The sequence below is a fragment of the Marinococcus sp. PL1-022 genome, assembly GCF_033845285.1.
Lineage (GTDB): Bacteria > Bacillota > Bacilli > Bacillales > Marinococcaceae > Marinococcus.
Genome location: NZ_JAWXCX010000001.1, coordinates 2,121,152 through 2,144,881, shown reverse-complemented (window position 1 = coordinate 2,144,881; position 23,730 = coordinate 2,121,152). Strand labels below are relative to the sequence as shown.

Sequence of the window (23,730 nt, the reverse complement as noted above, 5' to 3'; positions counted from 1 at the left end):
AGTTGGGTGGCAGATGGGAAAGTTTATTTAGTAGGAGCAGGGCCCGGAAATGAAGGCCTTCTGACCGTGCGCGGAGCAGAATGCATCCGCCAGGCGGATGTCATCTTTTATGACAGGCTGGTCAACCCGCTTCTTCTGGAACAGGCTCCGATTGAAGCGGAACGTATATACTGTGGAAAGCTGCCGCAAAAGCATATTCTGCGGCAGGAAGTGATCCAGAAAATGATGGTGGAAAAAAGCCGGGAGGGAAAAAAAGTAGTGCGCCTTAAGGGCGGTGACCCCGGCGTATTTGGAAGAGTAGGGGAAGAAGCAGCCGTGATGGAGGAAAACGATATTGACTACGAAATCGTCCCCGGAATCACATCCGGTATAGCCGCCCCGCTTTATGCCGGCGTACCTGTGACTCACCGGGATTATTCGGGAAGCTTCGCAGCGATCACGGCCCATACGAAGAAGGAAACAGGAGAGCCGGATCTGGATTGGGAGCCGCTTGCCAAAAGCATTGATACGGTCGCCTTTTACATGGGAGTCAAAAACCTTCCCTTTATTACGAAACGCCTCATAGAAGCGGGGAAGCCTGAGGATACGGCTGTGATGGTAGTTGAGTGGGGCACTTATTCAAAGCAGCGGACGGTGAAGGGCACCCTTGCAGATATCAATGATATTGTGCAAAAGCATGCGATTGAAAATCCTTCGATTACGCTGGTCGGCAATGTTGTTAAGGCAGGGCCGGTCTCGACCTGGTTTGAAGAGCTCCCGTTGTTTGGCCGATACATGTGGCACGTGCGTACAACACCGGGGGCAGGCAAATGGAGCAGCGAATGGAAAAGTCAGGGCGCAGAGGTGTATGAAGGGCCTGTATGGGAAGAAACACTGCCGGAGCTTACCCACCTGCAAAAGGATCTTCCCTATGATGAAATTATATTTGAAACAGCCAGTGACGTTGAAGCGTTTATAGCTCAGCTGAAGAAATGGAGTCTGGATCTGAGACAGGTGAACTGCCTTCTTACAGCTGCAACCCGCCGGGCGGAAGAAAAATGGAAGGATTACGGTATCCTTCCCGAATTTCGTCCAAAAGAGGAATGGAAATCTGCTGGGAATGTTCACATCATTGGAAGTGAGGCATGGATAGAAGAGATCGCTCCTCAGGGCAGCAGTGATATTGGGCATGTGTTAAAGAGTGCCGCTTCTTCAGATCACACACTTGAGCGGCTGTTGGTGGATGACTCCATCAACACAGTGATTTTCCCATGTAGAAAAGCTGTCACGACTGCGGTGGAAAAAATAAACCACCTGTATAATGGAGATGCTGGACGATGGTGGTCACAAAAAACGGTGGTATGCATTGGTGAACGCACGAAGGAACAAGCTGAAAAACACGGAATCCATGTGAATATGACAGCAGGGGCTGCAGCGCAGGCGGTGACCGCCTCTATTCAAAAATGCTTCAGCCCTATTCTTTAAGGAGGAACCATGATGAAGGCTATTTTGTTTGTTGGACACGGAACGAGAGTCCCTGAAGGTAATGAACAGGTAAAAGCTTTTACAAAAAAAGCGGGAGCCGCTTTCCCGGAATACGAGCAGAAGACCTGCTTTCTGGAATTGGCAGAGCCGGATATCGTCACAAGTGCTGTGGAGTGCATTGAAAATGGCGCCGATACCCTGGCAGTTGTGCCTGTGCTTTTGCTTTCGGCTGGTCATATTAAAAAGGATATCCCGGAAGAGCTCGAAAAGGTAGAGCAAATGCACCCTGAAGTAACTATTCAGTATGGTGACCCTTTTGGTGTTCATGACCGTATTAACGATCTTCTTCTGGACCGTCTCCGTGTAAAGGGCTGGGTTCCGGAGAAAAAAGCAGTCGTCCTGTTTGTAGGCAGAGGGGCGAAGGATCCCGGAGCCATCGAAGACTTTTACCGTATTGCCGGGGAGCTTGAGAAGCATACCGGCCGCTCAAGGGTGGAAACAGCTTTCCTTGCCGCCGCCGAGCCGGGTTTTCAGGAGAAAATGAAAGAGCTGGCTGAAGGCACACGCCCCGTCTACATTCTCCCCTATTTAATGTTTGTCGGCCTGCTCATAAAAGAAATGGACGAAGCAGCAGCCCATTATAATCAGGCTAAACCCGGACATTTTATGAGGTGCGACTTTTTAGGCTTTGACGAGCGGCTGCTCCCGGTGCTTGAATCCCGGGTCGCTGAAACGCTTGAGAAAGACGCAGGCATTCATGTCTGACTTTCTTCTTCCATTAGCTGTGAGTATGCACAAAACAAAAGCCGTAATCATCGGTGGCGGTAGCGTGGCAGAACGCAAAGCCGGCAAGCTGTTAAAGGCGGAAGCTCTCGTTACAATTGTGGCCCCGGAGCTCTCCCACGGTCTGAAAAAGCTGTGGGAAGAAAAGAAGGTGGGCTGGAAGCAAAAAACGGTCGAACCGGAGGATCTGGATAACGCCTGGCTGATTGTTTCCGCTTCCGGGGACAAGGCAGCCCAGCAAATGATTGCGAGGCATAAGCATCCCTGGCAGCTGGTAAACGGTGCCGATGATCCTTCAATCGGCAATGTAGCTTTTCCGGCTTCGTTTATGGAGGACGGGGTGCAGATCTCTGTTTCAAGCGGCAGCAATAAGCCGGCAAGCGTAAAGGAATGGAAGCAGTATCTCCAGCGTCTGGTAAAAAAACGGTGAATCCTGCAGGTGTAATTTTAAAAGCAGCGGGTATACAGTAATAGTCACAGCATTTACAGAAAGAAGGTATACAAAAATGGATTACGTAACTTTAAACAATCAGCTGCAAATGCCTCAGCTTGGCTTTGGTGTTTTTCAGGTAAGTGATGATGAAGCTGAACGGGCTGTCGCTCATGCACTGAAATCCGGCTATCGTTCAATCGATACGGCAATGATCTACAAAAATGAAGAAGGAGTCGGCCGCGCGATTAAAGCAAGCGGGATTCCAAGAGAAGAGCTCTTTATTACGACAAAGGTATGGAACTCTGATCACGGCTACGAAAACACACTGAAGGCATTTGACGCCAGCCTGGAACGCCTGGGACTCGATTATGTGGATTTATATCTGATTCACTGGCCAACGCCGGCAAATGACGATTATGTAGAAACGTACCAGGCGCTTGAAAAGCTTTACGAAGACGGCAAGGTAAAAGCTATCGGCGTAAGTAACTTTGAAGTGGAGCACCTGGAAAGAATTTTAAACGAATGCACAGTGAAGCCGGTATTAAACCAGGTGGAATGCCACCCTTACCTGGCTCAGAATGAATTAAAGGATTACTGCAAAAGGAAAAACATTTATGTGGAAGCATGGAGCCCTATCATGCAGGGTGGAGAAGTGCTGAATGATGAACACATTCAAAGCATTGCAGAAAAGCATGGAAAAAATCCTGCCCAGGTCGTTCTGCGCTGGCACCTGCAGAATGATACGATCATCATTCCAAAATCAGTGACACCGGAACGCATTGAAAGCAACATCGATGTATTTGACTTTACGCTTGAGGATGAAGATATGGCGACCATTAACCGTCTGGATAAAGGCGCCCGTAAAGGACCAAAACCGGCAGAAATCAACTAAAAAGAAGTCCAAAAATCTTCCGGTCAAATTGGCCGGAAGATTTTTTAAAATAAACATAGAGTATATAAGCAGCTGAAGAAGCTGCAGCCAGGTCTTTTAATCAAAGGTGGGTGTTTATGTTTTCCATTCCTTCTATGAAGCTTAAGCTTCTGAATGCTTTTGCCCTGGCGGTAGTTATTGCTGTAAACGGGCTTGCCAACGCCCTGCCGTTAAACGGCCAGACTACCGGCAGCATATCAGACAGCCTCAATGTATTATTCACCCCGGCAGGCTACGTCTTTTCGATATGGGGAGTTATTTATCTGCTGATGATTTTATGGGTGCTGCGTGCTTTTTTCGCAAAACCGACGGAGGAGCACATATATGCCGGTATCGGCTATACATTTGTCCTGTCCTGTATATTTAACGTGTTATGGCTGTTTTTATTTCATTATGAAATATTTTACGGCACGATGGCGGCTATTCTGGGACTGTGGCTCAGTCTGGGGATTATCTATATGAAAATTAAAACGAGTCCCCGCCGCGGGCTTCTGCTGATGCCCATCAGTGTGTATTTTGGCTGGGTTACGGTCGCTTCCATTACAAACATTGGTGTTGTACTCACGGCGAATGGCGTGCGCGGATGGATCATCGACGGCAGCTGGTGGACTGCTCTTGCGATTGCCGCAGCTTCTGCGGCCGTAATTTTATTTTACCGAAAAACGGGTGACATTTTATATACGCTGGTGTTTGTTTGGGCGTTTGCCGGTATTTTTGTTCAGCGCTGGCAGGAAGTGGATCTGGTAGCCTGGACAGCAGCAGCGGCTGCATTGGTTCTGTTTGTCCAGCTGTTTTTCCGTCCGAAACGTAAATTCACTTATTTGTAACCATATTAGGTGATTAACATCAAAAAAGGAAGGGAAAATAGAACTTGATTACAAAGTTGGAAATTCGTATAGAGTCAAAGGTTTCCGGCAGCCTTTCAATACGAAATGAAAGTCCAGCGGAATTGCTGGACTTTTTGATTGAATCCGGAATTACTTAATGTTGAGGTGATCAGGTTGGAAAATAAGCTTTACGATATAGCGGGAATCGGACTCGGGCCGTTTAATCTTGGTATGGCCGCCCTGCTTGAACCAGTGGACAATATAGAAGCCGTGTTTTTAGATGAAAAGGATGAGTTTGCCTGGCATCCTGGGATGCTGCTCGAGGGCACAGTGCTGAATTCTTCCTTTCTTGCTGACTTGGTGACTTTTGCCGATCCGACGAGCCGTTTCACGCTGTTAAATTATTTGCACAAGCATAACCGCATGTTTCAGTTCTTTTTTAACAAGCAGCTGAAGGTTCCAAGAAGGGAATATGATTCATATGGAAAATGGGTAGCCGCCCAGCTTCCGTACTGTCTGTTCGGCCAGCGGGTGCTTGAAGTTGCTGACAGCAGCTGGGACGGAGCCTCCTGCTACAGAATTACGACGGAAAATACGGGCAGCGGCGAAAAGGAATATTTTTATACGAAAAACGTGGCGGTAGGAACAGGGGCAGCACCGATGCTTCCTCCTAATATTGAAAGGCAGCAGAGTGATGACATTTATCATGCGGCCGATTATTCCTTTCGCAAAGAGGAGCTGAAGAGCGGGGACGAAGTTACCGTTGTGGGCTCCGGTCAGAGTGCGGCAGAGATTTTCCATGACCTTCTGCAGGACCAGAAGCATTTTCATTATAAGCTCAATTGGTTTACCCGCTCCCCTCAGTTTTTCCAGGCTGAGGACGCGAAGGTCGCCCGCGAGATTTTCTCCACGGATTTTGTCGAATATTTTCGTTCACTCGATATTAAAACAAGGCTCGAGACACTGCCCGAGCTTGACCATGCGAGAAAGGGCATTGAGCAGCCCACGCTTGAAAAAATATACGATCTTCTTTATCATCGTTCTATCGAACGTGAAGATCCAAACGTTGTGCTCCAGGCTGCCACTGAGCTGTCAGATATTCAGTCAGTGGAGGGGGGCTATCAGCTGAAGCTCCGTCAATGGCAGCAGGATAAAACGTTCCGCTGTTTTTCGGATAAAGTCGTGCTTGCCACCGGTTTTCAGCCGAGCGTCCCGGAGTGGATTCAGGAATACGGGGAGCTCGTGGAAAAGGAAGACGCGGACCATTATATGATTGATGATTATTACCGTCTTCAATTCAAAGACGGGCGTGACAATCATATATACATGCTCACAAATATCGATCACTCACACGGCACAGCTGCGACGAACTTATCTTTATCCGTCGTAAGAAATCAAACCATCATCAATAATCTGTGCGGCTTTGAGCGCTATCCGGTGCAGAAGGATACGGTATTCCAGCGTTTTTCAGCAAAAGAAGAATAAGGAAATGGACGTCTCTGCTGAGTGGGAGGCGTTCTTTTTTCCGCAGGGAGAGAGACAAATGGCGAAAAAGAAATGGTATGTAGTATGGAAAGGGAAAAAACCGGGCATTTACAGTACCTGGGCTGAATGCGAAAAGCAGGTCAAGGGCTTCAAGGGAGCGAAATTTAAGTCGTTTCCTTCGTATGAGGAAGCGGAGGCGGCTTTTAACAACTCCGCAGCAAAATCTGAAACTGAAAACGGCAGTTACATAACAGAGAGTATTTCCGTAGACGCCGGATCCCACGGCAACCCGGGACCGGTAGAATACCGGGGCGTCTACACGAAAACAGAAGAAGTGGTATTCGCCCATCCCGGATTTAAGAAAGGCACAAACAATATGGCTGAATTTCTTGGAATAGTACATGCTCTCCAATATTTGAAGGAACAAAAAAGTGCTATGCCTGTGTATTCGGATTCAGCGACAGCCATGGGCTGGGTCGAAAGGAAAAAAGCGAATTCGACGCTAGTAAGAGATGCGGACAGCCGGGAAATCTGGGAAGATATCCGTCGGGCAGAAAGCTGGCTGAAGAAGCATACGTGGGAAAACCCGATTTATAAATGGGATACAAATAACTGGGGAGAAATTAAAGCGGATTATCAGCGCAAGTAAAGAAAGAAGGGGAATCATGAAACTGAGCATACTCGATCAATCCATCATGCCCTATGGAGAAACACCGGAAAACACATTCGCCTGGACCGGGGAATATGCACGGATTGCTGAAGAACTCGGATATCACCGATTCTGGGTCTCTGAGCATCACGGCACAAAGCATATAGCCGGGAGTGCCCCGGAAGTATTAATTGCCCATCTGGCTGCATGCACGACGCGTATAAAAGTTGGGTCCGGTGCGGTACTGCTTCCGCATTACAGCGCGTTTAAGGTAGCTGAAGTATTTGAGGTGCTGGCTTCGCTTTACAAGGGCCGCATTGATCTGGGTCTCGGCCGGGCGCCGGGAGCGATGCCGAACGTGACCCGGGCCTTACATGAAGGTGGATCAAGAAATGCAGCCAGGTATCCCGGACAGCTGAAAGAGCTGCTTACTTTTTTGTCCCCGGAAGGAAATAAATACGAAGGGCTGTACGATCACGCTCCGGTGACGCCACGGGCACAGGTGAAGCCGGAAGTCTGGATTCTCGGCTCAAGCCGGGACAGCGCTAAAACAGCAGCAGAAAACGGACTGCCGTTCTGCTTTGCCCACTTTATTAATCCGGATGAAGGCTTTCAGGCAGCTGATTATTATCATGAGCATTTCCAGCCGTCTGGCATCTGTCAGGCTCCCTATTTTATGCTGGCGGTCTCGGCCCTTGCGGCAGAGTCCGAACAGCAGGCAGAGGAATGGAAGGCTGTGGGGGATTACGTCTCATCAGTAACCGCTAAGGGTCTCGGTCTGCTCGGTGTACCATCGTATGAAATGATCAAGGACGTTACGTATATGGACGAAGAAAAAGACATGTTTCAAAAAAGCCGGTACCATAACGCGATTGGAACGATAGACCAGGTGGAAGACAAGCTCAAATGGCTTGAAAAAGCTTATGGCGCTGAAGAAATTATGACTGTGGGCTTTACCCCTTCATTTGAAGAAAAGGCCGCTTCAATGCAAAGGATTGCCGACCGGTTTAAAATAAACGGCCGCCAGGTTTAGAATGAGCCGCGACTTGGGTAAACTTATCTGTGTGATCAAAGATTATATCCAGGAAAGGTGATATATGATGAGTAAAATAGCAGTAGTCCTTACAGATCTTTTTGAAGATGTGGAATTCACAGATCCGAAAGAAGCATTCGAAAAAGAAGGTCATGAGCTTACCGTAATCGAAAATGAAAAAGGCAAAACAGTCACCGGTAAACAGGGAGAAGCGAAGGTAACCGTTGATGCTTCTATTGCAGATGTGAAGCCTGAAGACTTTGATGCTCTCCTTATTCCAGGAGGATTTTCTCCGGATCAGCTTCGCGGCGATCAGCGTTTCGTAGATTTTGCCAAGTACTTTATGGATCATGATAAGCCGGTATTTGCGATCTGCCACGGTCCACAGCTGCTTATTACAGCCAAAGCGCTGGAAGGCCGTAACGCGACAGGATTTAAATCCATCCAGACAGACATGGAATACGCGAAGGCAAAGCTTCATGATGAAGAAGTAGTCGTATGCAACAACCTGGTTACAAGCCGTGAGCCTGACGATATCCCGGCATTTAACCGCGAATCTCTTAAACAACTAGCATAATAAGAGCGAAAGGCCGGCTGGAAAGCTGGCCTTTTCTTATTGAATGAGATTACCAGAAGAAGATTCAGGGTGAGCACATAAACAGGAAATCACATGAAGAAATGTTATAATTGACATTACATGAGAGATTGGGGTGAATAACATGGCAGAAGAACAAAACACGAAGCTTGCTACATTTGCCGGAGGATGTTTCTGGTGTATGGTAGGCCCCTTTGAGCAGGAAGAAGGCGTCTACGACATTATGTCGGGATACACCGGCGGGCATACAGAAAACCCTACGTACCGGGAAGTGTGTTCAGAAACTACCGGTCACGTAGAAGCTATCCAGATGAAATATGACCCATCGGTGGTATCGTATGAACGGCTGCTTGAAATATTTTGGCGCCAGATTGACCCTACAGATCCGGGTGGTCAGTTTAATGACCGCGGGGAATCATACACGACGAACATTTTTTATCACGATGAAGAGCAGCACCGGCTGGCAGAAGCCTCAAAGCAGGAGCTTGATGAAAATGGTCCGTTTAAAAAACCTGTGGTAACGAGAATCAGGGAAGCCGGAGTGTTTTATCCCGCTGAGGAATATCATCAGGATTATCACCACAAAAATCGTTTTCACTATATGATGTACCGGAAGGGCTCCGGCCGCGAAGGATTTATAAACAATTACTGGAGTGAGCAGAATGAGCACCAATAAAAAATACAGTACAGAAGAACTGAAGCAGCGTTTAACCCCGATGCAGTATGAAGTAACTCAAAATGACGCCACTGAGCGTCCGTTTGAAAATGAATACTGGAATCATAAAGAGGAAGGCCTGTATGTAGACGTAGTCTCTGGAGAGCCTTTGTTCAGTTCGAAGGATAAATTTGATTCCAACTGCGGATGGCCAAGCTTTACTATGCCTTTAAAGGAAAGCGAGGTTAAAGAAAACTTTGATGACTCGTTAGGGATGAGAAGAACGGAAGTACGCAGCGACGAAGCAGATTCTCACCTTGGACACGTATTTCCGGATGGTCCTGAACCAACTGGCTTGCGGTATTGCATCAATTCAGCCGCCCTCAAATTTATCCCGGTTAATGAGCTTGAAGAACAGGGTTACAGCGAATATCTGTATCTCTTCAAATAAAAAAGAGGTTTTTTCAGCCTGAAAAAGGGTAAAATATAATCTGGAAGGCTACAGCTATGAGAAAACATCAATTGCATTAAACAGACGACAGGAGGAATTTATTCATGGAACGCGTAAGAGAAAACGATCCTAAAGTACAGGAACTAATCGACGGCCTCAACGTCGACTTAGCACACGAATACGCAGCAGCTATCATGTATACAAACTATGCAGCAGTGGTTTCCGGCATTCATACTCCAATGCTCAGACCATTGTTTGAAGACGAAATCGGTGATGAGCAGGGTCACGCTCAATACCTGGCTTCTAAAATTCGTACGCTCGGCGGCACGCCGACTACAAAACCTGCCGATATTAAACAGACGTTCCAGGTTCGCGAAATGCTTGAAGCTGCCCGTGATGCTGAAGCAGACACAATTGAGCGCTACACTAAACGCGCCCAGCAGGCAGAAGAGCTGAACATGATCGAGCTTCAAAACAAACTTGAAGACCTTATTTCTGATGAGACCGGTCATAAAGAAGAAATTGAACGCATTCTCGAAGGTTCCGATCTGTAAAATACAGTAAAAAAAGCCGCCGAAAGGCGGTTTTTTTATTTACTCTAAAAATTGTGCCTGAATTTTATAACCCGTTAGCCCTTGCATCTCATTGAAAAAACAATAAACAAAAAATAATTTTGAAATTTGCAAATAATCTAACAAAAGCATCTGTTTTTACTCTGCTTTTTGTGCATAATATCTAGTCTTAAATATTAATTTGTTTATTATTGCTAATGTTATTCGAGAGAGATAAGAATAGAATTAAATTAACAAAAAACTAACGAAGCAGAGGAGAACATATGTTAAACACTCGTTATTCTGGGAATGCCTATGAACATTTTTTTCTACCGCATTTAAGTTCAGATCAAGTAAAAGATATTCCTAAAGAAAAAGCTTTAGCTGTTTTACATATAGGAGCTGTTGAACAGCACGGAAAACATTTACCAACTTTTACGGACACATTAATTGGGGAGGGGCTTTTAGCTAAAACATTCGAAAAATTTACCCGGGAGGATAATATTTGGCTTTTGCCCTCGATACCCTATGGAAAGAGTACTGAACATTTGTATCACTCAGGCACGTTTTCTCTCTCAGCATTAACCTTACAGAATATTTTAATGGATTTAGGAAAAAGTACAGCAAACAATGGATTTAGGCGGCTGCTTATTTTAAATACTCATGGCGGAAATAATGATCTACTGAATATGATGGCTAGAGACATAAGGGTAGAAACCGGCTTAATGGTTTTTAGATTAAACCCTTATTCGGAAAAAACAAAAACCCTTATTACAGAAGAAGAAGCAGAATATGGTATTCATGGTGGAGATGTAGAAACTTCGATGGTATTGGATTTTAAAAAAAATTGGGTAGATATGAATTTAGCCGCTAAAGACTTTTTTAATTTTCCAGAAAATAAAACATCTTTAAATTTGAAAGGAAATCGATATTTTGCCTGGATGGCAGAAGATATTTCTAAGACGGGAATAGCAGGTGATGCCCGTAAAGCCACAATGGAAAAAGGCAAAGAAATAAACGAAAATATTAGTGACTTCATGGCGGAGACCTTTTTAGAAATGGCTGATTTTGAGATAGATGATTTGAAAAAATAATAAGGAGGACTATAAATGGATCTAAAAGCGGCGGGATATACTCGAAACGAGTCAGAAATCAACAGTGTAGTCCGAATGGTTGATGTCCAGAAAACTTATGATAATGGCAATACAGCTGTAGAAGGGGTGAATTTAACTATCAATGAAGGAGACTTTGTTTCTTTTGTAGGGCCTTCAGGTTGTGGGAAATCAACTATTTTTAAAATGGTCGCTGGACTTACTGACATTACTGAAGGACACATCAATCTTTTAAATAAAGAAGTAGAATCTGAAGAAAGAGATTCTAAAGAACTTGCATATGTTTTTCAGGATGCTACTCTTTTGCCGTGGTTAAATGTATTTAAGAATATAAGCTTGCCATTAAAATTTCAGAATATTAGTAAAAAAGTGCAAAGAGAGATGGTTTTGGAAGTGCTTGAACTAGTAGGACTTGAAGGGTATGAGGCGTCGATGCCCCGGGAACTTTCTGGGGGGATGAAAATGCGAGTGTCTATAGCAAGAGCTTTAGTGGCAAAACCAAAGCTTTTATTAATGGATGAACCTTTTGGGGCTTTAGATGAGATTACCAGGCAAAACTTACAGGAAGAGTTATTGAGGATATGGGGGTCGCAAAAAATGACCGTTTTATTTATTACTCATAATGTCTTTGAATCCGTTTATTTGTCCAATAAAGTAGCTGTGATGACTCCGTCTCCTGGGAAAATTGAAACTACTATGAATGTGCCACTGTCTTATCCAAGAGTCCCGGAAGTCCGCACAGATGCAGAGTTTAGTTCGTTGGTAGCCGCGGTTTCAGAAAAGCTAAAACATTAATATACCGGAAGGAGAAATGTTATGTGGATAGATGAACTGACTAATCTTCTCGATGGCAGAAGCAAAATTGTAAGAGATACTTCTACAGTAGAACGTTTATCAAAAGATGCTTATTGGTATTCTCCAATTCTATATGAAGAACTATATGAAAAAAAAGCAGAATGTATCGTTTTTCCATTAAATGAAAATGAAGTACAAGAGGTTGTAGTTTTTGCGGTAAAAAAGAAAATTCCATTGACTATACGTGGATCTGGCACTGGTAATTATGGCCAGGCTATCCCTCTGGAGGGAGGCATCGTTATCGACATAACTAAAATGGATCAAACAGTAAACACAACTAACGAAGCAGTAACTGTTCAGGCTGGAAAAAGGCTGGGAGTACTTGAAAAGGAGATGCGCAAGCAAAACAAAGAACTGAGAATCTTTCCAAGCACGTTCATGAAATCAACTGTCAGTGGTTTTTTATGCGGTGGTTCTGGAGGGATAGGCTCTATTAGATGGGGAAACCTCTGGGATGATAATGTGAACTACGTGAAGATTATGACCATAGAAGAAACACCCCAAATTCTCCATATTTATGGTGAAGAAGTTCTACACTATATTCATAATTATGGAACTACCGGAATTTTGTTGGAGGCAGGTCTTCCACTCGAAGAAAAAATGAATTGGAAGCAAATGCTTCTAACCTTTGAAGAATTCTCGAACGCAGTGTCCTACTGCGGGCACCTTGCAGACAGAAATGACATTTCGCTCAGGCTTCTTTCAACCTGCGAATGGCCATTGCCCTTACACTATAAACCATTAGAAAAATATATAAATAATGGGGAATCACTAGTGATTTTGGAAACCACAGCTGATAAAGAGAAAATCGCGGAGTCGGTTCAGCAATTTTTAGGAAAAGTAACATACTACATTCCTGCTGAGAAGTATCAAAAAGGTTTAAAACTTTCGGATTTCACATGGAATCATTCAACACTGTGGGCACATAAAAATGGAGAAAATATGACCTATCTGCAAGCCCGGTTTGATTCAAAAAAATTAGAAGAACAGATCGAAGTAATAAAAAAAGAATACCAGGATGAGGTTCAACTACATTTTGAGTTTATCAAAATAGAGGGGGAAGTCACTCCGGCGGCGTTACCGGTATTGAAGTTTTATTCCACCGAACGTATTTACGAAGTAATAGATTTTTTTGAAAGGCACGGTATTCAAATTAACAATCCACACACTTATTTGCTGGGCTTTGGAGGATACAATTTGCGCATGGATGAAATTAAAAGTAAAAAAGAAAAATACGACCCCCATGGGTTACTGAACCCTGGAAAAATACCTAAAGCAAAAGAGATTATATAAAGAAAGGAGTGGCGCAAATGAATGGGAATGCTGAGAGCACAGTGGTACAAAAAAAAGAAGAAGCAAAGTTAAGAACAGACAAGGCTCGCTGGATGCCCAGCCTGAAAGCTCTAATGCCGCCTCTGGCTGCTTTAATATTATTTGTAGGTATATGGGAATTTGGCGTACGGATATTTCAAATCCCGCATTATATTCTTCCTACTCCATGGGCGATCGTAAATGCTGCTATTGAAAACTGGAGTAGTCTCCTAAATGCATTATCAGTCACAATATTGGAATCAATAATTGGATTTGTATTAAGTGTGGTTGGCGGCGTATCTGCTGCCATACTGATGGCGAGTTCCAAATGGGTGGAAAGAAGTTTATATCCCTATGCTGTTATTCTTCAGACCATTCCAGTTGTAGCTGTAGCCCCTATAGTAGTTATCTGGTTTGGCTCAGGAATGAATTCTATCGTCATAATCACTTTTTTAATTGGCTTTTTTCCAATGCTGTCCAATACACTTATCGGATTGAATGCGACAGATAAAGATATGATTAACCTCATGAAGCTGTACAAAGCCTCGAGGATGCAGGTGATGTGGAAAGTAAGAGTACCATATGCGTTGCCATATATCACAGCTGGTTTGAAAATTTCATGTACGCTAGCCGTGATTGGAGCCATCGTAGGCGAGTACGTTTCTGGAATTGGCGGTGGTGACGGAGGTATTGGTTATGCGATAACTGTATCTGCAGCCCGGATGGAAACTGCCTATCTATTTGCGTGTGGGATTGCTGCTTCTCTGCTCGGTATTGTTTTTTTCTTACTTATAAATGCTTTTTCAAAATGGGTGCTTGGTTCCTGGCATGAATCTGAAATGGAAAATAAAGATTGAAATACAGGGGGAAATTATATGAAGAAAAGTAAAATGACTAGCAGAGGAATACTATTTACAGTGGGTATCTCCAGTATAGCTTTGGCAGCAGCTTGTGGCACAGAAGAAAGTTCAGGGGGGAATACTTCCGGGGAAGCCTCAGAAGAATTAGAGGAGAGTAAGTTAATTACAAACTGGTTTGCCCAGCCGGAGCATGGTGGGAATTATGCGGCTTTGCAAGAAGGAATGTATGAAGAACAGGGTTTGGATATGGAAGTGGAACCGGGAGGACCTGAGGTCTCCTCTGAACAGATTGTTGCTTCCGGGGATGCAGACTTTGGTTATACAAGCGGGGAGGACCTGCTTATAGCACGGAATGAAGGCATTCCGTTAGTAGCTATCGGAGCTATTTTCCAAAAAAGTCCTTATGTTTTAATTTCGCACGAAGGCCAAGTGAAGGATTTTGAAGACTTAGAAGGAAAGACTGTTTATACAGCTACCGGTGTGGGTTACTGGGAGTATATTAAAGAAGAATATGGTATAGAAAATGTAGAAGAACGTGCGTATACAGGTACACTGACGGAATTTGTAGATAATGAAGATGCAGTAACACAGGGATATGTTACTTCAGAGCCTTATTCATTGGAAGAACAAGGTGTGGATATTGATTATCAATATGTAAGCGATTCTGGGTTTGAATCTTACGGAAATGTTATTTTTACTACAGAGGATATGATAGAAAACAATCCGGAAAAAGTTCAGGCCTTTATGAATGCCACAGTTGAGGGCTGGGAGTATTACCGGGAAAATTACGAAGAAGTAAACCCCTTTTTGAAAGAACAGAATCCAGATCTCAGTGAAGAAAAGATGGAATATAGTGTAGAAGCTCAAGAGGAATTGATATTCGGTGGTGAAGCTGAAGAAAACGGGTTTGGTTATATGAATAGCGGAAATTGGGAAAAGCTGCAGAGCGATTTAAATAATTTAGGAATTATTTCAAATGAAGAGAGTTCAGAAGAGATTTTCACTACTGAATTTTTAGAAGAGGCTCAAAATGAATAATGCAATAATTAAAAATGTAAAAATTCCGAGCTTGGAGAATGAGGTGTTCCACGCTGTGATTATGAACGGCCGATATGAAAAAATCGTATCGGCTTTTTCATATCATGCAGAAGAAATGATCAAACAAGAGGGTAGTCCCAATATAGAAATAATAGATGCTGAAGGGTGGATTATGCTGCCGACTTTTACAGATATTCATACGCATTTAGATAAAGCTTATACTTACGAGCAGATTCCAAATAAAACTGGAACGCTTGTGGAGGCTATTGAAAATTACAAGGAACTGGCCGGGGAGTTTGAAGTTGAAAATATAAAAAAAAGAATGAAGAAGGTGTTAGAACAAGCATTGGCAAACGGCACTGGCAGAATGAGAACCCATATTAATGTAAACAGTGGCCCAGGCGGTCTGAAGGCCCTCCAGACAGCCTGCGGACTAAAAGCAGAATACAAAAATTTAATCGATTTGCAGGTTATCGCAATGATAGCTGATCCAATAGAGGAACTTAAGGAGGACAGCAGTTTTCTTTTATCATTAATTAAAAATGATATTGATGGAGTTGGAGGAGCTCCTCACCTTTCTGAAAATTGTACAGAAGAAATTAAAATATTGTTTGCTTTTGCCGCCGAGTATCAAATGTTAATAGATTTACATGTAGATGAACAGGATGACCCTGCAGTTCGGTCTATTGAAGAAATAATTGCTCAGGTAAAGCATTATAAATATCAGCGCAAAACTACAGTAGGCCATTTATGTACATTATCGGCCATGGAAACAAATGAAGCCCTTAGTATCATAAAAGAAATTGTAGGGGAAAGTATAAATATAGTGACACTTCCTGCGGCGAATCTTTGCCTGCAAGGGCGTGATGACCAAAAAAATGTTCGAAGGGGGACCACTAGAGTTAAAGAATTTTTGGCTAATAATGCTTGTATAGCGGCGGCCTCTGATAATATTAACGATCCATTCCACCCATTTGGAAATGCGGATATGCTGCTTACAGCGCTAATGTCAGCATATGCTAACCATCTTACAGGCACAGAAGATATCAAAAAAGTTTTTGATATGATTACGAAAAACCCCTCGGAGATATTTCACGAAAAAGTAGACATAAAAATAGGAGAAAAAGCTGATTTTGTCCTATTGGAAGGCAGCAGCCTGGCAGACGTTCTTGCTAATCAAAGACCTGGGCGAAAGGTTTTTCGTAACGGCCATTGGACGAGCATTAGAACAGTAAAACAGACTGTAGAAAGAGGTTATAACATACATGCTTGATTTAATAGTGACAAATGTACGTACCCATTATGATGAAACATTATTTAACTTGGGCGTGGAAAATAAAAATATTAAGTTTATGTCTTCGGGATGGGAACCCTCAAAAGAAGTTATTGATGGAAATGGGGGGATCATTCTGCCACCTTTCATAGAAATGCACAATCATGCGGATACATTTAAAGTAGGGGAACGCTATGAACAAAATCATAAAGGGACTATTGAAGAGGGTATTAAGATTTGGGATAAAGTAAAAAAAGAGTTGGACGAGAAGTCTTTGGAAAAACAAATGTCAGAAATGATTAATACATTTATAGCAAACGGCGTTTTTCATGCAAGAGTAATGATAGATGTCTCCGCTCCAGAATTAAGAGCCCTTTTTGTTTTAACTAAATTAAAAAAAAGCTATGAGCAATTTATTAATCTCGAAATAGTAGCATTTCCACAGCTTGGGCTGAATGAGGAATGGAAACGGACAAATATGGAAGAGGCATTAAAGTTTGGAGCGGATTATGCCAGTGCTGTACCTCACTTAGAAAATAGTGAAAAAGAAGAAAAAGAATCAATCAATTACTGCTTTCGTACGGCAGAAAAACTGAAAAAAGGGGTTCATATCTTTTGTGATGAAAATGATGATCAGAACTCGGCGTCAATACAAAAGGTACTGGAGTGCCAAAAAAGGTATGAGAAAATTCCAGTAACAGTAAGTCATCTAAATGCACTGCATTATTATAGTAAGGAAGTTTCTGAAATGATATTAGATTCTTTGAAAGAGTTGAATATAAATGTAGTAAGCTGCCCACTGGTAAATAGCGTTACGATTGGAAAAAAAGAAAGGGCGATGCCTGTTGGCCGGGGGGTTACGAGGGTGAAAGAAATGTTTGCTAAAGATATAAATATCTGTACCGCTCACGATGATATCAAAACGCCATTTTATCCATATGGAAATGGTAACATGCTTCAGGCAGCTTACGTTATGGCTCATTTAGCCCAACTAACTACTGTGAAGGAACTGGCCAAATTGATCGATTCAATAACATACCATGGAGCAAACGCTATGGGGATTGAGGGATATGGGTTAATAAAAAATATGAGGGCTGATTTTTTATTATTTTCACAAAAAAATGTATACGACCTTTTAACAGCTCATAGTAGACCTGAAATGATATATAAGGATGGCATGGAAATCTCCGGACAGCTGCCATCCCTGCAGCGATATTAATTGGCTCGTTTTTTAGTGCCCTGGCGGACATATACTTCTTTGGATTTTTTTTCATCAAGCCTGCGGTCGATTGAGTCAAGTGCCTGCTTGTTGCCTTTGAGCTCATTTTTATTTGCTTCCATTAAGTCTTCAAATGAAAGTCTCTGTGGTTTTCTCATGCGGACATCTTCCTTTCTTTCTATTATACGGCTGCTGACAATTAGTTTACCCTATATTACTCATTTGACAAACCATAAAATTACCAAATGTGATAAAAAGCACGACACTTTTCCGGCAGGTAGATTTTTTTTGATAAGATAAAGTAAAAAAGAATAAATTCATGTAAAATGTGGTATAGGTAATAATATATGCAGAGTCGAAAGGATGGATAGTGATGACAGAGGAAAATGGAAACACAGCACTCAAAATCGGTTTAATTCTTGGAGGCGTCGTCTCCGTTATTGTCTTACTCAGCACACGTAAAACCCGTTCTCCTATTGTAGGCGGGACGAAACAAACAGCTTCTACATTGAACAGCACATCGCAGTTTCTTTCAGAGAACAGGGAATCGATTATTTCCACGTTAAGAGAAACCTCCAATTATTATTCTGAGCTGCTTCAGTCGGCAAGCACAGACATTCAGGAGATTGTGAACCGGGTGAACAGCTTGAAAGAAACATTGATGAAAGCAAAAACGACGACGCTTGAAACCACCGGCGAATTAAAAGAATTAAAGGAAGAAAGCACGGCTATTGAAAGCAGTTCTTCAAACAACGGCTCAGGCCAGCTGCAGAGTGCTGAAAACACCCAGTCCTCTTCATAAAAAATGGCAGGTTCATTCATTTGAGCCTGCTTTTTTAATTGGTTTGCAAATATTACTGCATTTGACGTTTATCGTTCCTTTTCGAAGGAAATACACACTGTAGAATGATAATAGAATAGTTAACACAGTCACGGAAAGGGGCAACAGACAATGGGAATCACGAACAATTTGAAAAAGCTGAAAAATAAAGAGGATAAATATGGTTTTGTCTCCTTTTATCTGAACACAGATATTGGTGAGGGCGGACAGCCGAGCGAAGAGTGGAAAATTAAGTACAAGAAGGCTGTCAACGGCTTGAAGCAGTATGCAGATAAGAGCGAAACGAAAGATGAAAAAAACGCAATCAAAAAAATCACCGATGACATTGAAAAATACATTGAAGATCACCGCGACCAATTGCAGAAAAGCATTATCATTTTCGCTTCCGGTGACGGCTCGACCTGGGAATCGGACATTTTCCAGGTTCCGGTGGAAACAGAAGTTATGTGGGAGCCAACACCACAGACTGAGCAGCTCGAAAAGCTCGAGAAAACATTCCCGCCAACGGCAATTCTTCTTACAAACAAACAGGATGTTTATCTGATCGATACTTCCATGGGCGTAATCCGCGAAGAAATGCAGTTCCACTGGGATGTGGACAAGGAAGACTGGCAGGAGTACAAGGGCACAGCATCGGCTGACCGTACTGCAGCAGGGTCGACCCAGGTGGATAAAGTTCAAAAGCGCTTTGAAGAAAACCGCCACCGTTGGTACAAGAGTTTGGCGCCTGTCATCAACAAACAGATGAAAAACCGCGGTCTGGATACAGCATATATTATCGGCGATAAAGAGTATGCCAAGGATCTCGAAGATAATATGGGTGAAAGAGTGAAAGAAGTTATTAATAAAAACTTGATCTCTACACCAACACATGAAATCTTAAACGAAATCTATCCTGAAAACGTACGCTAAACAGTACGACTGCAGCAGCTGCTATTATAGCAGCTGCTTTTTTCATGAATAAAACAGCTTAAGGCTTCCGGGTATCTGCACATAACCCCTGAGTTTTTGATATAATACCTTTTGTTTGGAGATAGGCTTATATTTAGATAAGATACAACACGAAGGATACTATTGAAGAGGTGAATAGGATGAAGTTTTCGATGACTGATGGAGGATTTCAAACAAAAACAGACTACGGAAAGCTGTCTGTGTCCGGGGAGGAGGAGTATGGCTTCCGCCCTTTTCAGCTGATGACTTCTTCGATTGCCGTATGCAGCGGGGGAGTGCTGCGGAAAATCATGAACAAACGGCACCAGCCCGTGCATGATATTCAAATAGAAGCAGAGGTAAAGCGGGATGAAAAGCAGGCAAATAAAATAACGGCTGTTCATCTGCACTTTATCGTAAAAGCAGAAAACGTAACAGAAGCTCAAATGAAAAAGAATATGGAGTGGACAAAGAAAAACTGTTCGATGGTTCAGTCAGTAAAAGACAGCATTGCGGTTACAGAAACATTCGAACTTCTTTCCAGCTAGCAGTGCGGGAGGTCTTGGAAGAGAATTGGAGAGAAAAGTATGGCAAACGCCGGACGTAACCAGTTAGATTTCACGGAAGGCAGTATCATGAAAAAAATGGTGATATTCGCCTTTCCTATTTTTATTGGGAACCTGCTTCAAAGCTCCTATCAAATTGTAGACAGTTTATGGGTTGGTAATTTAATCGGGGCAGAGGCCCTGGGGGCAGTTTCCCTGGCTTCCACCATTCTGTTTTCTGTGCTGTCTTTTATTATCGGCATCAACAGCGCAACGTTAACGGTGCTCTCCCAGAGGGTGGGGGCTGATGATGATGAGGGACTGAAGCGTTCCCTGAATGCTTTTGTCTCTGTTTTAGGAACGCTTGCAATTGTACTTGGGGCGATAGGTTTTTTTGCAGCGCCTACCGTCTTAACTTGGATGGGCACGCCGCAGGATATCCTGGAAAGTGCAGTCATATACTTACGCATTAATTTTATCGGGATTGTCTTTTTATTTGGCTATAATTTTATAGGTACTGTCCTGCGTGCTGTCGGCGACAGTAAAACCCCGCTTCGCTTTATAATGCTAGCCGTTGGGCTGAATATCTTTCTGGATCCGTTGTTTATTTCAGGCTTTAATATGGGCATCCAGGGAGCAGCAATTGCGACGGTTATCTCTCAGGGAAGCGCGTTTGTATTCGGGGTCGTATATATGATTCTTGTAAAGGGGCTTCCGTTTGCCGTGCCAAGCATCCCTGAAAAAGCAGAATTTCAGCGTATTATGAAGCTCGGTCTGCCGGCTGGACTCTCCATGATGGCTATCTCCGGGGGGCAGCTTGCCATTATGACGGTAGTAACGTCGTTTGGATCTGTGGTGCTTTCCGGGTACGGAGCGGCCCAGCGGCTGGACAGTCTGATTATGCTTCCGGCAACAACGCTCGGTTCTGCCATTACAAGTATGGCCGGACAGAACATAGGAGCGAACCGATGGGACCGTATCAGTTCAATTGCCAAAAATGCGCTAATTTTAATTCTCATCGTATCGATCACAATGAGCACTGCTGTCTTTTTACTGGCAGAATTTTTGATGGGGCTGTTTGTAAATGACGAAGCCACCATTCAATACGGTAAAACGTATCTGCAGATTGTCGCTTTCTTTTATCCATTTTTAGGAATAAATTTTGTGCTGAATGGTATTGTGCGCAGCTCCGGGGCGATGATCCAGGTGCTGGCCCTGAATATTATTTCTTTCTGGGTGCTTCGTTTTCCGCTTGCCTGGTTCTTTTCTGAAAGAATAGGGGAAAACGGGATTGCGCTCGGCATAGGAGCGAGCTTTGTGATCAGCGCTGTAATTGCGGTCAGCTATTATATATTTGGCGGCTGGAACCGTATTGATATCTTTAAAGAAGAAAAGAAAAAAGGAGGAGCTTGATGAGCACGCCCATAAACGACAAGAACCAGCAGCTTCAGTATATAAAACAGCGCCTGCAGCTGCTTTCGACAATGGTGGATAATATTGATCCTGAAGAAGGCTCCGAATCAGAAATGAAGAGGCTCGAAGAAATGGTGGAACAACTGCGGATTAAATGCCGTCAGTTTCAGCCGGATTGGAAGGATGAGTAATGCCTGACGTTTATTTTATCCGTCACGGGGAATCGGAAGGAAACTATGCCCAGGTGCTTCAGGGCTCGATGGATTATCCATTGACCCCGCATGGACATGCGCAGGCAGAAGCGCTGGGCGGTTACTTTCAAGAGGTCCAGTTTGACGCTGTAATTGCCAGTGATTTAATGAGAGCCTCCGCCACAGCAGAGGCACTGGCAGGCTTTCAACAGGTAAATATATCCACCGACAAGCGGCTTCGCGAAGTACATTTAGGTGTTCTTGAAGGGAAGGCGAAGGAGGTTATTCAAAATGAATTCCCCGACCTTATCGGACGGGACCTTTTAACCGCTGAAGTGGAAGGGGCAGAAACAAAGAATGATCTGACGGAGCGGTGCGCCTGGCTTTACTATAAGCTGACCGAGGAATGGAAGGATAAAGACCAAATAGCGGTCGTTTCGCACGGAGGGTTTATTACGATTTTCTTTATGTATCTGCTGGCCAAAGACAACTGGGTATCGCTCGAGCGTTCCATGCGTATTGATAACACTGGAGTATCCCGGATCCACTTTCGAAAAAACCGCGCTTCTATTCAATACATCAACCGAATAACCCATTTGGAGTAATACGAAAAAAAGCAGGAGCTGGAGCTCCTGCTTTTAAACGTTTAGCCGTTGTATTCAATTGGGCCGTTTGGACCGAGCGGCAGGCCGGTGAGCATCCATACGACAAGCAGCAGGGACCAGAACAAAAGAAATGCGACGGAATACGGAAGCATAACTGCTATCAGTGACCCGATGCGCATGTTTTTGTCATACTGCTGGGCAAATGCGATAATAATTGCAAAATAAGTCATCAGCGGCGTAATAATATTGGTGGATGAATCGGCCACCCGGTATGCCATCTGCGTGAGTTCCGGTGAATAGCCAAGCTGCATCATAATTGGAACGAACACAGGAGCGAGTATGGCCCATTTGGCAGAGGCACTTCCGATAAACAGGTTGATAACCCCGACAATTAATATGAATACTAAAATTAAAGGAATGCCGGTGAGATTAACAGACTGTAAGAAGTCCGCGCCGTATACAGCCATGAATGTACCCAGGTTGGTTTCTTCAAAATAGGCCACAAACTGTCCGGCCGTAAATGCAAGCAGAATGAACATGCCCATGCTTGCCATCGTGTCAGAAAGCTGATTAGCGACGTCCGTATCGTTTCTGATATTTTTTGTCACAATCCCGTATACAAGTCCGGGAATGAAGAAGGCTATAATAATTACGACAACGAGGGAGTCCATAAACGGTGATTGAACGATGGCTCCTCCTTCGCCGCGGAGCGGGGCATTAGGTGGAACAATGAGCAGCGCAAGCAGAATAATGGTCAGAAGCGCTGACCCCATCGACCAGAAGATTCCTTTCTTTTCCGTTGCCGTTAAAGAAGTGAGACTTTCCCGGTAGTCACCCTTGTATTCTCCAAGCCGTGGCTCGACGACGAATTGACTCACAAGTGTACCTATGACTGCTAAGAAAAATGTGGATACAAAAATAAAGTAGTAATTCATCGCCAGATTCATCTGTTCGGCGTAGGCCGGATCGATGGTGGAAGCCGCCTGGATCGTCAGCTCACCGAGCAGGACATCTGTACCGGAAAGCAGAAGGTTGGCGCTGAAGCCTGCCGAAACCCCGGCGAAGGCAGCTGCAAGACCTGCGAGCGGATGCCTGCCGAGGGCAGCAAACAGGATAGCGCCCAGCGGTGGAAGCACCACGTAGCCGGCGTCTGAAGCGACACTCGACATAATCCCGGCAAAAACAAGACCAAAAGTGATTAAAGATTTCGGAATAGACAGGATAAAACCGCGAAGCAGCACGCTTATCAGTCCGGTGCGCTCCGCAATGCCGATACCGATCATGGTAGCAAGCACCACCCCGAGCGGGGCAAAGTTAATAAAGTTGTCCACCATGCTGGTGAATATGTATTCAATTCCACTCGATGAAAGCAGATTGGTTACCTGAACCGTTTCTCCCTCTTCCCCGGGAGATTCCACCTGCAGCCCGGCAGCAGAAAGAATGGAAGATAATACCAATACAAGCGCGGCGAGAATAGCGAACAGAGTAACCGGATGGGGAAGCTTATTCCCAACTCGTTCAATCCAATTCAGCGACCGCTGCAGCATAGTCGATTTTGGTGCAGAAGAGCTCATAGTTTACCTCCTTATTTATTTGAAAACGACAAAAGTATTACAGGCACACAAAGATTATTGTAATGAATGAAAACAAAGGAAGAAAGCCGTTTCATCGAGAATAGGA

Annotated in this window: 27 protein-coding genes; 25 read left to right on the top strand and 2 right to left on the bottom strand. The window is 43.9% G+C overall.

All coding sequences use genetic code 11. The annotated features are described in order from the left end of the window. The first annotated feature begins 6 nt into the window (after positions 1 to 6). The 19 genes from cobA to SIC45_RS11005 all read left to right on the top strand — a co-directional run bounded on the left by cobA (position 7) and on the right by SIC45_RS11005 (position 17,525). Positions 7 to 1,464, top strand: coding sequence for a uroporphyrinogen-III C-methyltransferase (gene cobA, locus SIC45_RS11095; RefSeq protein WP_319632182.1), 1,458 nt, complete (start codon positions 7 to 9; stop codon positions 1,462 to 1,464). A 12-nt stretch (positions 1,465 to 1,476) separates the two neighbouring features. Continuing rightward, positions 1,477 to 2,229 carry a sirohydrochlorin chelatase gene (locus tag SIC45_RS11090; RefSeq protein WP_319632181.1) on the top strand — a complete coding sequence of 251 codons (753 nt, stop codon included), beginning with the start codon at positions 1,477 to 1,479 and terminating at the stop codon, positions 2,227 to 2,229. Continuing rightward, a complete protein-coding gene (locus SIC45_RS11085) occupies positions 2,222 to 2,677 on the top strand; it encodes a bifunctional precorrin-2 dehydrogenase/sirohydrochlorin ferrochelatase (protein ID WP_319632180.1) in 456 nt (151 codons plus the stop codon). Before SIC45_RS11090 ends, SIC45_RS11085 begins: the two co-directional genes overlap by 8 nt. Before the next feature lie 76 nt (positions 2,678 to 2,753). Then, positions 2,754 to 3,572, top strand: a complete 819-nt coding sequence (locus tag SIC45_RS11080; RefSeq protein ID WP_319632179.1) for an aldo/keto reductase — start codon at positions 2,754 to 2,756, stop codon at positions 3,570 to 3,572. 116 nt (positions 3,573 to 3,688) lie between these two features. Beyond that, positions 3,689 to 4,438, top strand: coding sequence for a TspO/MBR family protein (locus SIC45_RS11075; protein WP_319632178.1), 750 nt, complete (start codon positions 3,689 to 3,691; stop codon positions 4,436 to 4,438). Between the two features lie 174 nt (positions 4,439 to 4,612). Then, positions 4,613 to 5,923, top strand: coding sequence for a lysine N(6)-hydroxylase/L-ornithine N(5)-oxygenase family protein (locus SIC45_RS11070; RefSeq protein WP_319632177.1), 1,311 nt, complete (start codon positions 4,613 to 4,615; stop codon positions 5,921 to 5,923). Between the two features lie 58 nt (positions 5,924 to 5,981). After that, positions 5,982 to 6,572, top strand: a complete 591-nt coding sequence (locus SIC45_RS11065; RefSeq protein ID WP_319632176.1) for a ribonuclease H family protein — start codon at positions 5,982 to 5,984, stop codon at positions 6,570 to 6,572. Positions 6,573 to 6,588: 16 nt separating this feature from the next. Next, on the top strand, positions 6,589 to 7,605 hold the full coding sequence (locus tag SIC45_RS11060) for an LLM class flavin-dependent oxidoreductase (protein ID WP_319632175.1): 1,017 nt from the start codon (positions 6,589 to 6,591) through the stop codon (positions 7,603 to 7,605). Between the two features lie 64 nt (positions 7,606 to 7,669). Next, entirely contained in the window at positions 7,670 to 8,182 is a 513-nt protein-coding gene (locus SIC45_RS11055; protein ID WP_319632174.1) for a type 1 glutamine amidotransferase domain-containing protein, read from the top strand. A 142-nt stretch (positions 8,183 to 8,324) separates the two neighbouring features. Continuing rightward, positions 8,325 to 8,876, top strand: a complete 552-nt coding sequence (msrA, locus tag SIC45_RS11050; RefSeq protein ID WP_319632173.1) for a peptide-methionine (S)-S-oxide reductase MsrA — start codon at positions 8,325 to 8,327, stop codon at positions 8,874 to 8,876. After that, entirely contained in the window at positions 8,863 to 9,306 is a 444-nt protein-coding gene (gene msrB, locus SIC45_RS11045; protein WP_027847418.1) for a peptide-methionine (R)-S-oxide reductase MsrB, read from the top strand. The genes msrA and msrB overlap by 14 nt, the downstream gene beginning before the upstream one ends. Positions 9,307 to 9,410: 104 nt before the next feature. Continuing rightward, positions 9,411 to 9,860: a ferritin-like domain-containing protein gene (locus SIC45_RS11040; RefSeq protein ID WP_298789120.1), complete on the top strand. Its 450-nt coding sequence runs from the start codon at positions 9,411 to 9,413 to the stop codon at positions 9,858 to 9,860. A 281-nt stretch (positions 9,861 to 10,141) separates the two neighbouring features. Next, positions 10,142 to 10,951, top strand: coding sequence for a creatininase family protein (locus tag SIC45_RS11035; RefSeq protein ID WP_319632172.1), 810 nt, complete (start codon positions 10,142 to 10,144; stop codon positions 10,949 to 10,951). 15 nt (positions 10,952 to 10,966) lie between these two features. Then, positions 10,967 to 11,764 carry an ABC transporter ATP-binding protein gene (locus SIC45_RS11030; protein WP_319632171.1) on the top strand — a complete coding sequence of 266 codons (798 nt, stop codon included), beginning with the start codon at positions 10,967 to 10,969 and terminating at the stop codon, positions 11,762 to 11,764. Between the two features lie 21 nt (positions 11,765 to 11,785). Then, entirely contained in the window at positions 11,786 to 13,117 is a 1,332-nt protein-coding gene (locus SIC45_RS11025) for an FAD-binding oxidoreductase (RefSeq protein ID WP_319632170.1), read from the top strand. Between the two features lie 17 nt (positions 13,118 to 13,134). Further along, entirely contained in the window at positions 13,135 to 13,992 is an 858-nt protein-coding gene (locus SIC45_RS11020; protein ID WP_413645686.1) for an ABC transporter permease, read from the top strand. 18 nt (positions 13,993 to 14,010) lie between these two features. Then, positions 14,011 to 15,033 (top strand): ABC transporter substrate-binding protein, encoded by a 1,023-nt coding sequence (locus SIC45_RS11015; RefSeq protein WP_319632169.1) that lies wholly within the window; start codon positions 14,011 to 14,013, stop codon positions 15,031 to 15,033. Continuing rightward, positions 15,026 to 16,306: an amidohydrolase family protein gene (locus SIC45_RS11010; protein WP_319632168.1), complete on the top strand. Its 1,281-nt coding sequence runs from the start codon at positions 15,026 to 15,028 to the stop codon at positions 16,304 to 16,306. The genes SIC45_RS11015 and SIC45_RS11010 overlap by 8 nt, the downstream gene beginning before the upstream one ends. Next, a complete protein-coding gene (locus SIC45_RS11005; RefSeq protein ID WP_319632167.1) occupies positions 16,299 to 17,525 on the top strand; it encodes an amidohydrolase family protein in 1,227 nt (408 codons plus the stop codon). Before SIC45_RS11010 ends, SIC45_RS11005 begins: the two co-directional genes overlap by 8 nt. Here SIC45_RS11005 and SIC45_RS11000 read toward each other — a convergent pair. Then, positions 17,522 to 17,683, bottom strand: a complete 162-nt coding sequence (locus SIC45_RS11000; RefSeq protein ID WP_298789119.1) for an FbpB family small basic protein — start codon at positions 17,681 to 17,683, stop codon at positions 17,522 to 17,524. The two genes, SIC45_RS11005 and SIC45_RS11000, sit on opposite strands and share 4 nt — an antisense overlap. A 215-nt stretch (positions 17,684 to 17,898) precedes the next feature. Here SIC45_RS11000 and SIC45_RS10995 point away from each other — a divergent pair, with 215 nt between their 5' ends. From SIC45_RS10995 to SIC45_RS10970, 6 genes are all read left to right on the top strand, one after another. Next, positions 17,899 to 18,327 carry a hypothetical protein gene (locus tag SIC45_RS10995; RefSeq protein ID WP_319632166.1) on the top strand — a complete coding sequence of 143 codons (429 nt, stop codon included), beginning with the start codon at positions 17,899 to 17,901 and terminating at the stop codon, positions 18,325 to 18,327. 150 nt (positions 18,328 to 18,477) lie between these two features. Further along, positions 18,478 to 19,278: a VLRF1 family aeRF1-type release factor gene (locus tag SIC45_RS10990; RefSeq protein WP_319632165.1), complete on the top strand. Its 801-nt coding sequence runs from the start codon at positions 18,478 to 18,480 to the stop codon at positions 19,276 to 19,278. A 191-nt stretch (positions 19,279 to 19,469) separates the two neighbouring features. Next, positions 19,470 to 19,844, top strand: a complete 375-nt coding sequence (locus SIC45_RS10985) for an OsmC family protein (RefSeq protein ID WP_319632164.1) — start codon at positions 19,470 to 19,472, stop codon at positions 19,842 to 19,844. A 39-nt stretch (positions 19,845 to 19,883) separates the two neighbouring features. Further along, the gene (locus SIC45_RS10980; RefSeq protein ID WP_298789115.1) at positions 19,884 to 21,254 is read left to right on the top strand and encodes an MATE family efflux transporter; all 1,371 of its coding nucleotides are present in this window, start codon (positions 19,884 to 19,886) and stop codon (positions 21,252 to 21,254) included. Continuing rightward, positions 21,254 to 21,445 (top strand): SE1561 family protein, encoded by a 192-nt coding sequence (locus SIC45_RS10975; RefSeq protein ID WP_298789114.1) that lies wholly within the window; start codon positions 21,254 to 21,256, stop codon positions 21,443 to 21,445. The genes SIC45_RS10980 and SIC45_RS10975 overlap by 1 nt, the downstream gene beginning before the upstream one ends. Beyond that, positions 21,445 to 22,050 carry a histidine phosphatase family protein gene (locus SIC45_RS10970; RefSeq protein WP_298789113.1) on the top strand — a complete coding sequence of 202 codons (606 nt, stop codon included), beginning with the start codon at positions 21,445 to 21,447 and terminating at the stop codon, positions 22,048 to 22,050. The genes SIC45_RS10975 and SIC45_RS10970 overlap by 1 nt, the downstream gene beginning before the upstream one ends. A 41-nt stretch (positions 22,051 to 22,091) precedes the next feature. Here the strand turns inward: SIC45_RS10970 and SIC45_RS10965 are convergent, their stop codons facing one another. Beyond that, entirely contained in the window at positions 22,092 to 23,624 is a 1,533-nt protein-coding gene (locus tag SIC45_RS10965) for an AbgT family transporter (protein WP_319632163.1), read from the bottom strand. Positions 23,625 to 23,730 lie beyond the last annotated feature (106 nt).

Excerpts from the sequence above, each read along its gene's own strand:
- SIC45_RS11090 (WP_319632181.1), top strand. The coding sequence starts at position 1,477 with ATGAAGGCTATTTTGTTTGTTGGACACGGAACGAGAGTCCCTGAAGGT.
- SIC45_RS11085 (WP_319632180.1), top strand. The coding sequence starts at position 2,222 with ATGTCTGACTTTCTTCTTCCATTAGCTGTGAGTATGCACAAAACAAAA.
- SIC45_RS11080 (WP_319632179.1), top strand. The coding sequence starts at position 2,754 with ATGGATTACGTAACTTTAAACAATCAGCTGCAAATGCCTCAGCTTGGC.
- SIC45_RS11075 (WP_319632178.1), top strand. The coding sequence starts at position 3,689 with ATGTTTTCCATTCCTTCTATGAAGCTTAAGCTTCTGAATGCTTTTGCC.
- SIC45_RS11065 (WP_319632176.1), top strand. The coding sequence starts at position 5,982 with ATGGCGAAAAAGAAATGGTATGTAGTATGGAAAGGGAAAAAACCGGGC.
- SIC45_RS11060 (WP_319632175.1), top strand. The coding sequence starts at position 6,589 with ATGAAACTGAGCATACTCGATCAATCCATCATGCCCTATGGAGAAACA.
- SIC45_RS11055 (WP_319632174.1), top strand. The coding sequence starts at position 7,670 with ATGATGAGTAAAATAGCAGTAGTCCTTACAGATCTTTTTGAAGATGTG.
- msrA (WP_319632173.1), top strand. The coding sequence starts at position 8,325 with ATGGCAGAAGAACAAAACACGAAGCTTGCTACATTTGCCGGAGGATGT.
- msrB (WP_027847418.1), top strand. The coding sequence starts at position 8,863 with ATGAGCACCAATAAAAAATACAGTACAGAAGAACTGAAGCAGCGTTTA.
- SIC45_RS11040 (WP_298789120.1), top strand. The coding sequence starts at position 9,411 with ATGGAACGCGTAAGAGAAAACGATCCTAAAGTACAGGAACTAATCGAC.
- SIC45_RS11035 (WP_319632172.1), top strand. The coding sequence starts at position 10,142 with ATGTTAAACACTCGTTATTCTGGGAATGCCTATGAACATTTTTTTCTA.
- SIC45_RS11030 (WP_319632171.1), top strand. The coding sequence starts at position 10,967 with ATGGATCTAAAAGCGGCGGGATATACTCGAAACGAGTCAGAAATCAAC.
- SIC45_RS11025 (WP_319632170.1), top strand. The coding sequence starts at position 11,786 with ATGTGGATAGATGAACTGACTAATCTTCTCGATGGCAGAAGCAAAATT.
- SIC45_RS11020 (WP_413645686.1), top strand. The coding sequence starts at position 13,135 with ATGAATGGGAATGCTGAGAGCACAGTGGTACAAAAAAAAGAAGAAGCA.
- SIC45_RS11015 (WP_319632169.1), top strand. The coding sequence starts at position 14,011 with ATGAAGAAAAGTAAAATGACTAGCAGAGGAATACTATTTACAGTGGGT.
- SIC45_RS11010 (WP_319632168.1), top strand. The coding sequence starts at position 15,026 with ATGAATAATGCAATAATTAAAAATGTAAAAATTCCGAGCTTGGAGAAT.
- SIC45_RS11005 (WP_319632167.1), top strand. The coding sequence starts at position 16,299 with ATGCTTGATTTAATAGTGACAAATGTACGTACCCATTATGATGAAACA.
- SIC45_RS11000 (WP_298789119.1), bottom strand. The coding sequence starts at position 17,683 with ATGAGAAAACCACAGAGACTTTCATTTGAAGACTTAATGGAAGCAAAT.
- SIC45_RS10995 (WP_319632166.1), top strand. The coding sequence starts at position 17,899 with ATGACAGAGGAAAATGGAAACACAGCACTCAAAATCGGTTTAATTCTT.
- SIC45_RS10990 (WP_319632165.1), top strand. The coding sequence starts at position 18,478 with ATGGGAATCACGAACAATTTGAAAAAGCTGAAAAATAAAGAGGATAAA.
- SIC45_RS10985 (WP_319632164.1), top strand. The coding sequence starts at position 19,470 with ATGACTGATGGAGGATTTCAAACAAAAACAGACTACGGAAAGCTGTCT.
- SIC45_RS10980 (WP_298789115.1), top strand. The coding sequence starts at position 19,884 with ATGGCAAACGCCGGACGTAACCAGTTAGATTTCACGGAAGGCAGTATC.
- SIC45_RS10975 (WP_298789114.1), top strand. The coding sequence starts at position 21,254 with ATGAGCACGCCCATAAACGACAAGAACCAGCAGCTTCAGTATATAAAA.
- SIC45_RS10970 (WP_298789113.1), top strand. The coding sequence starts at position 21,445 with ATGCCTGACGTTTATTTTATCCGTCACGGGGAATCGGAAGGAAACTAT.
- SIC45_RS10965 (WP_319632163.1), bottom strand. The coding sequence starts at position 23,624 with ATGAGCTCTTCTGCACCAAAATCGACTATGCTGCAGCGGTCGCTGAAT.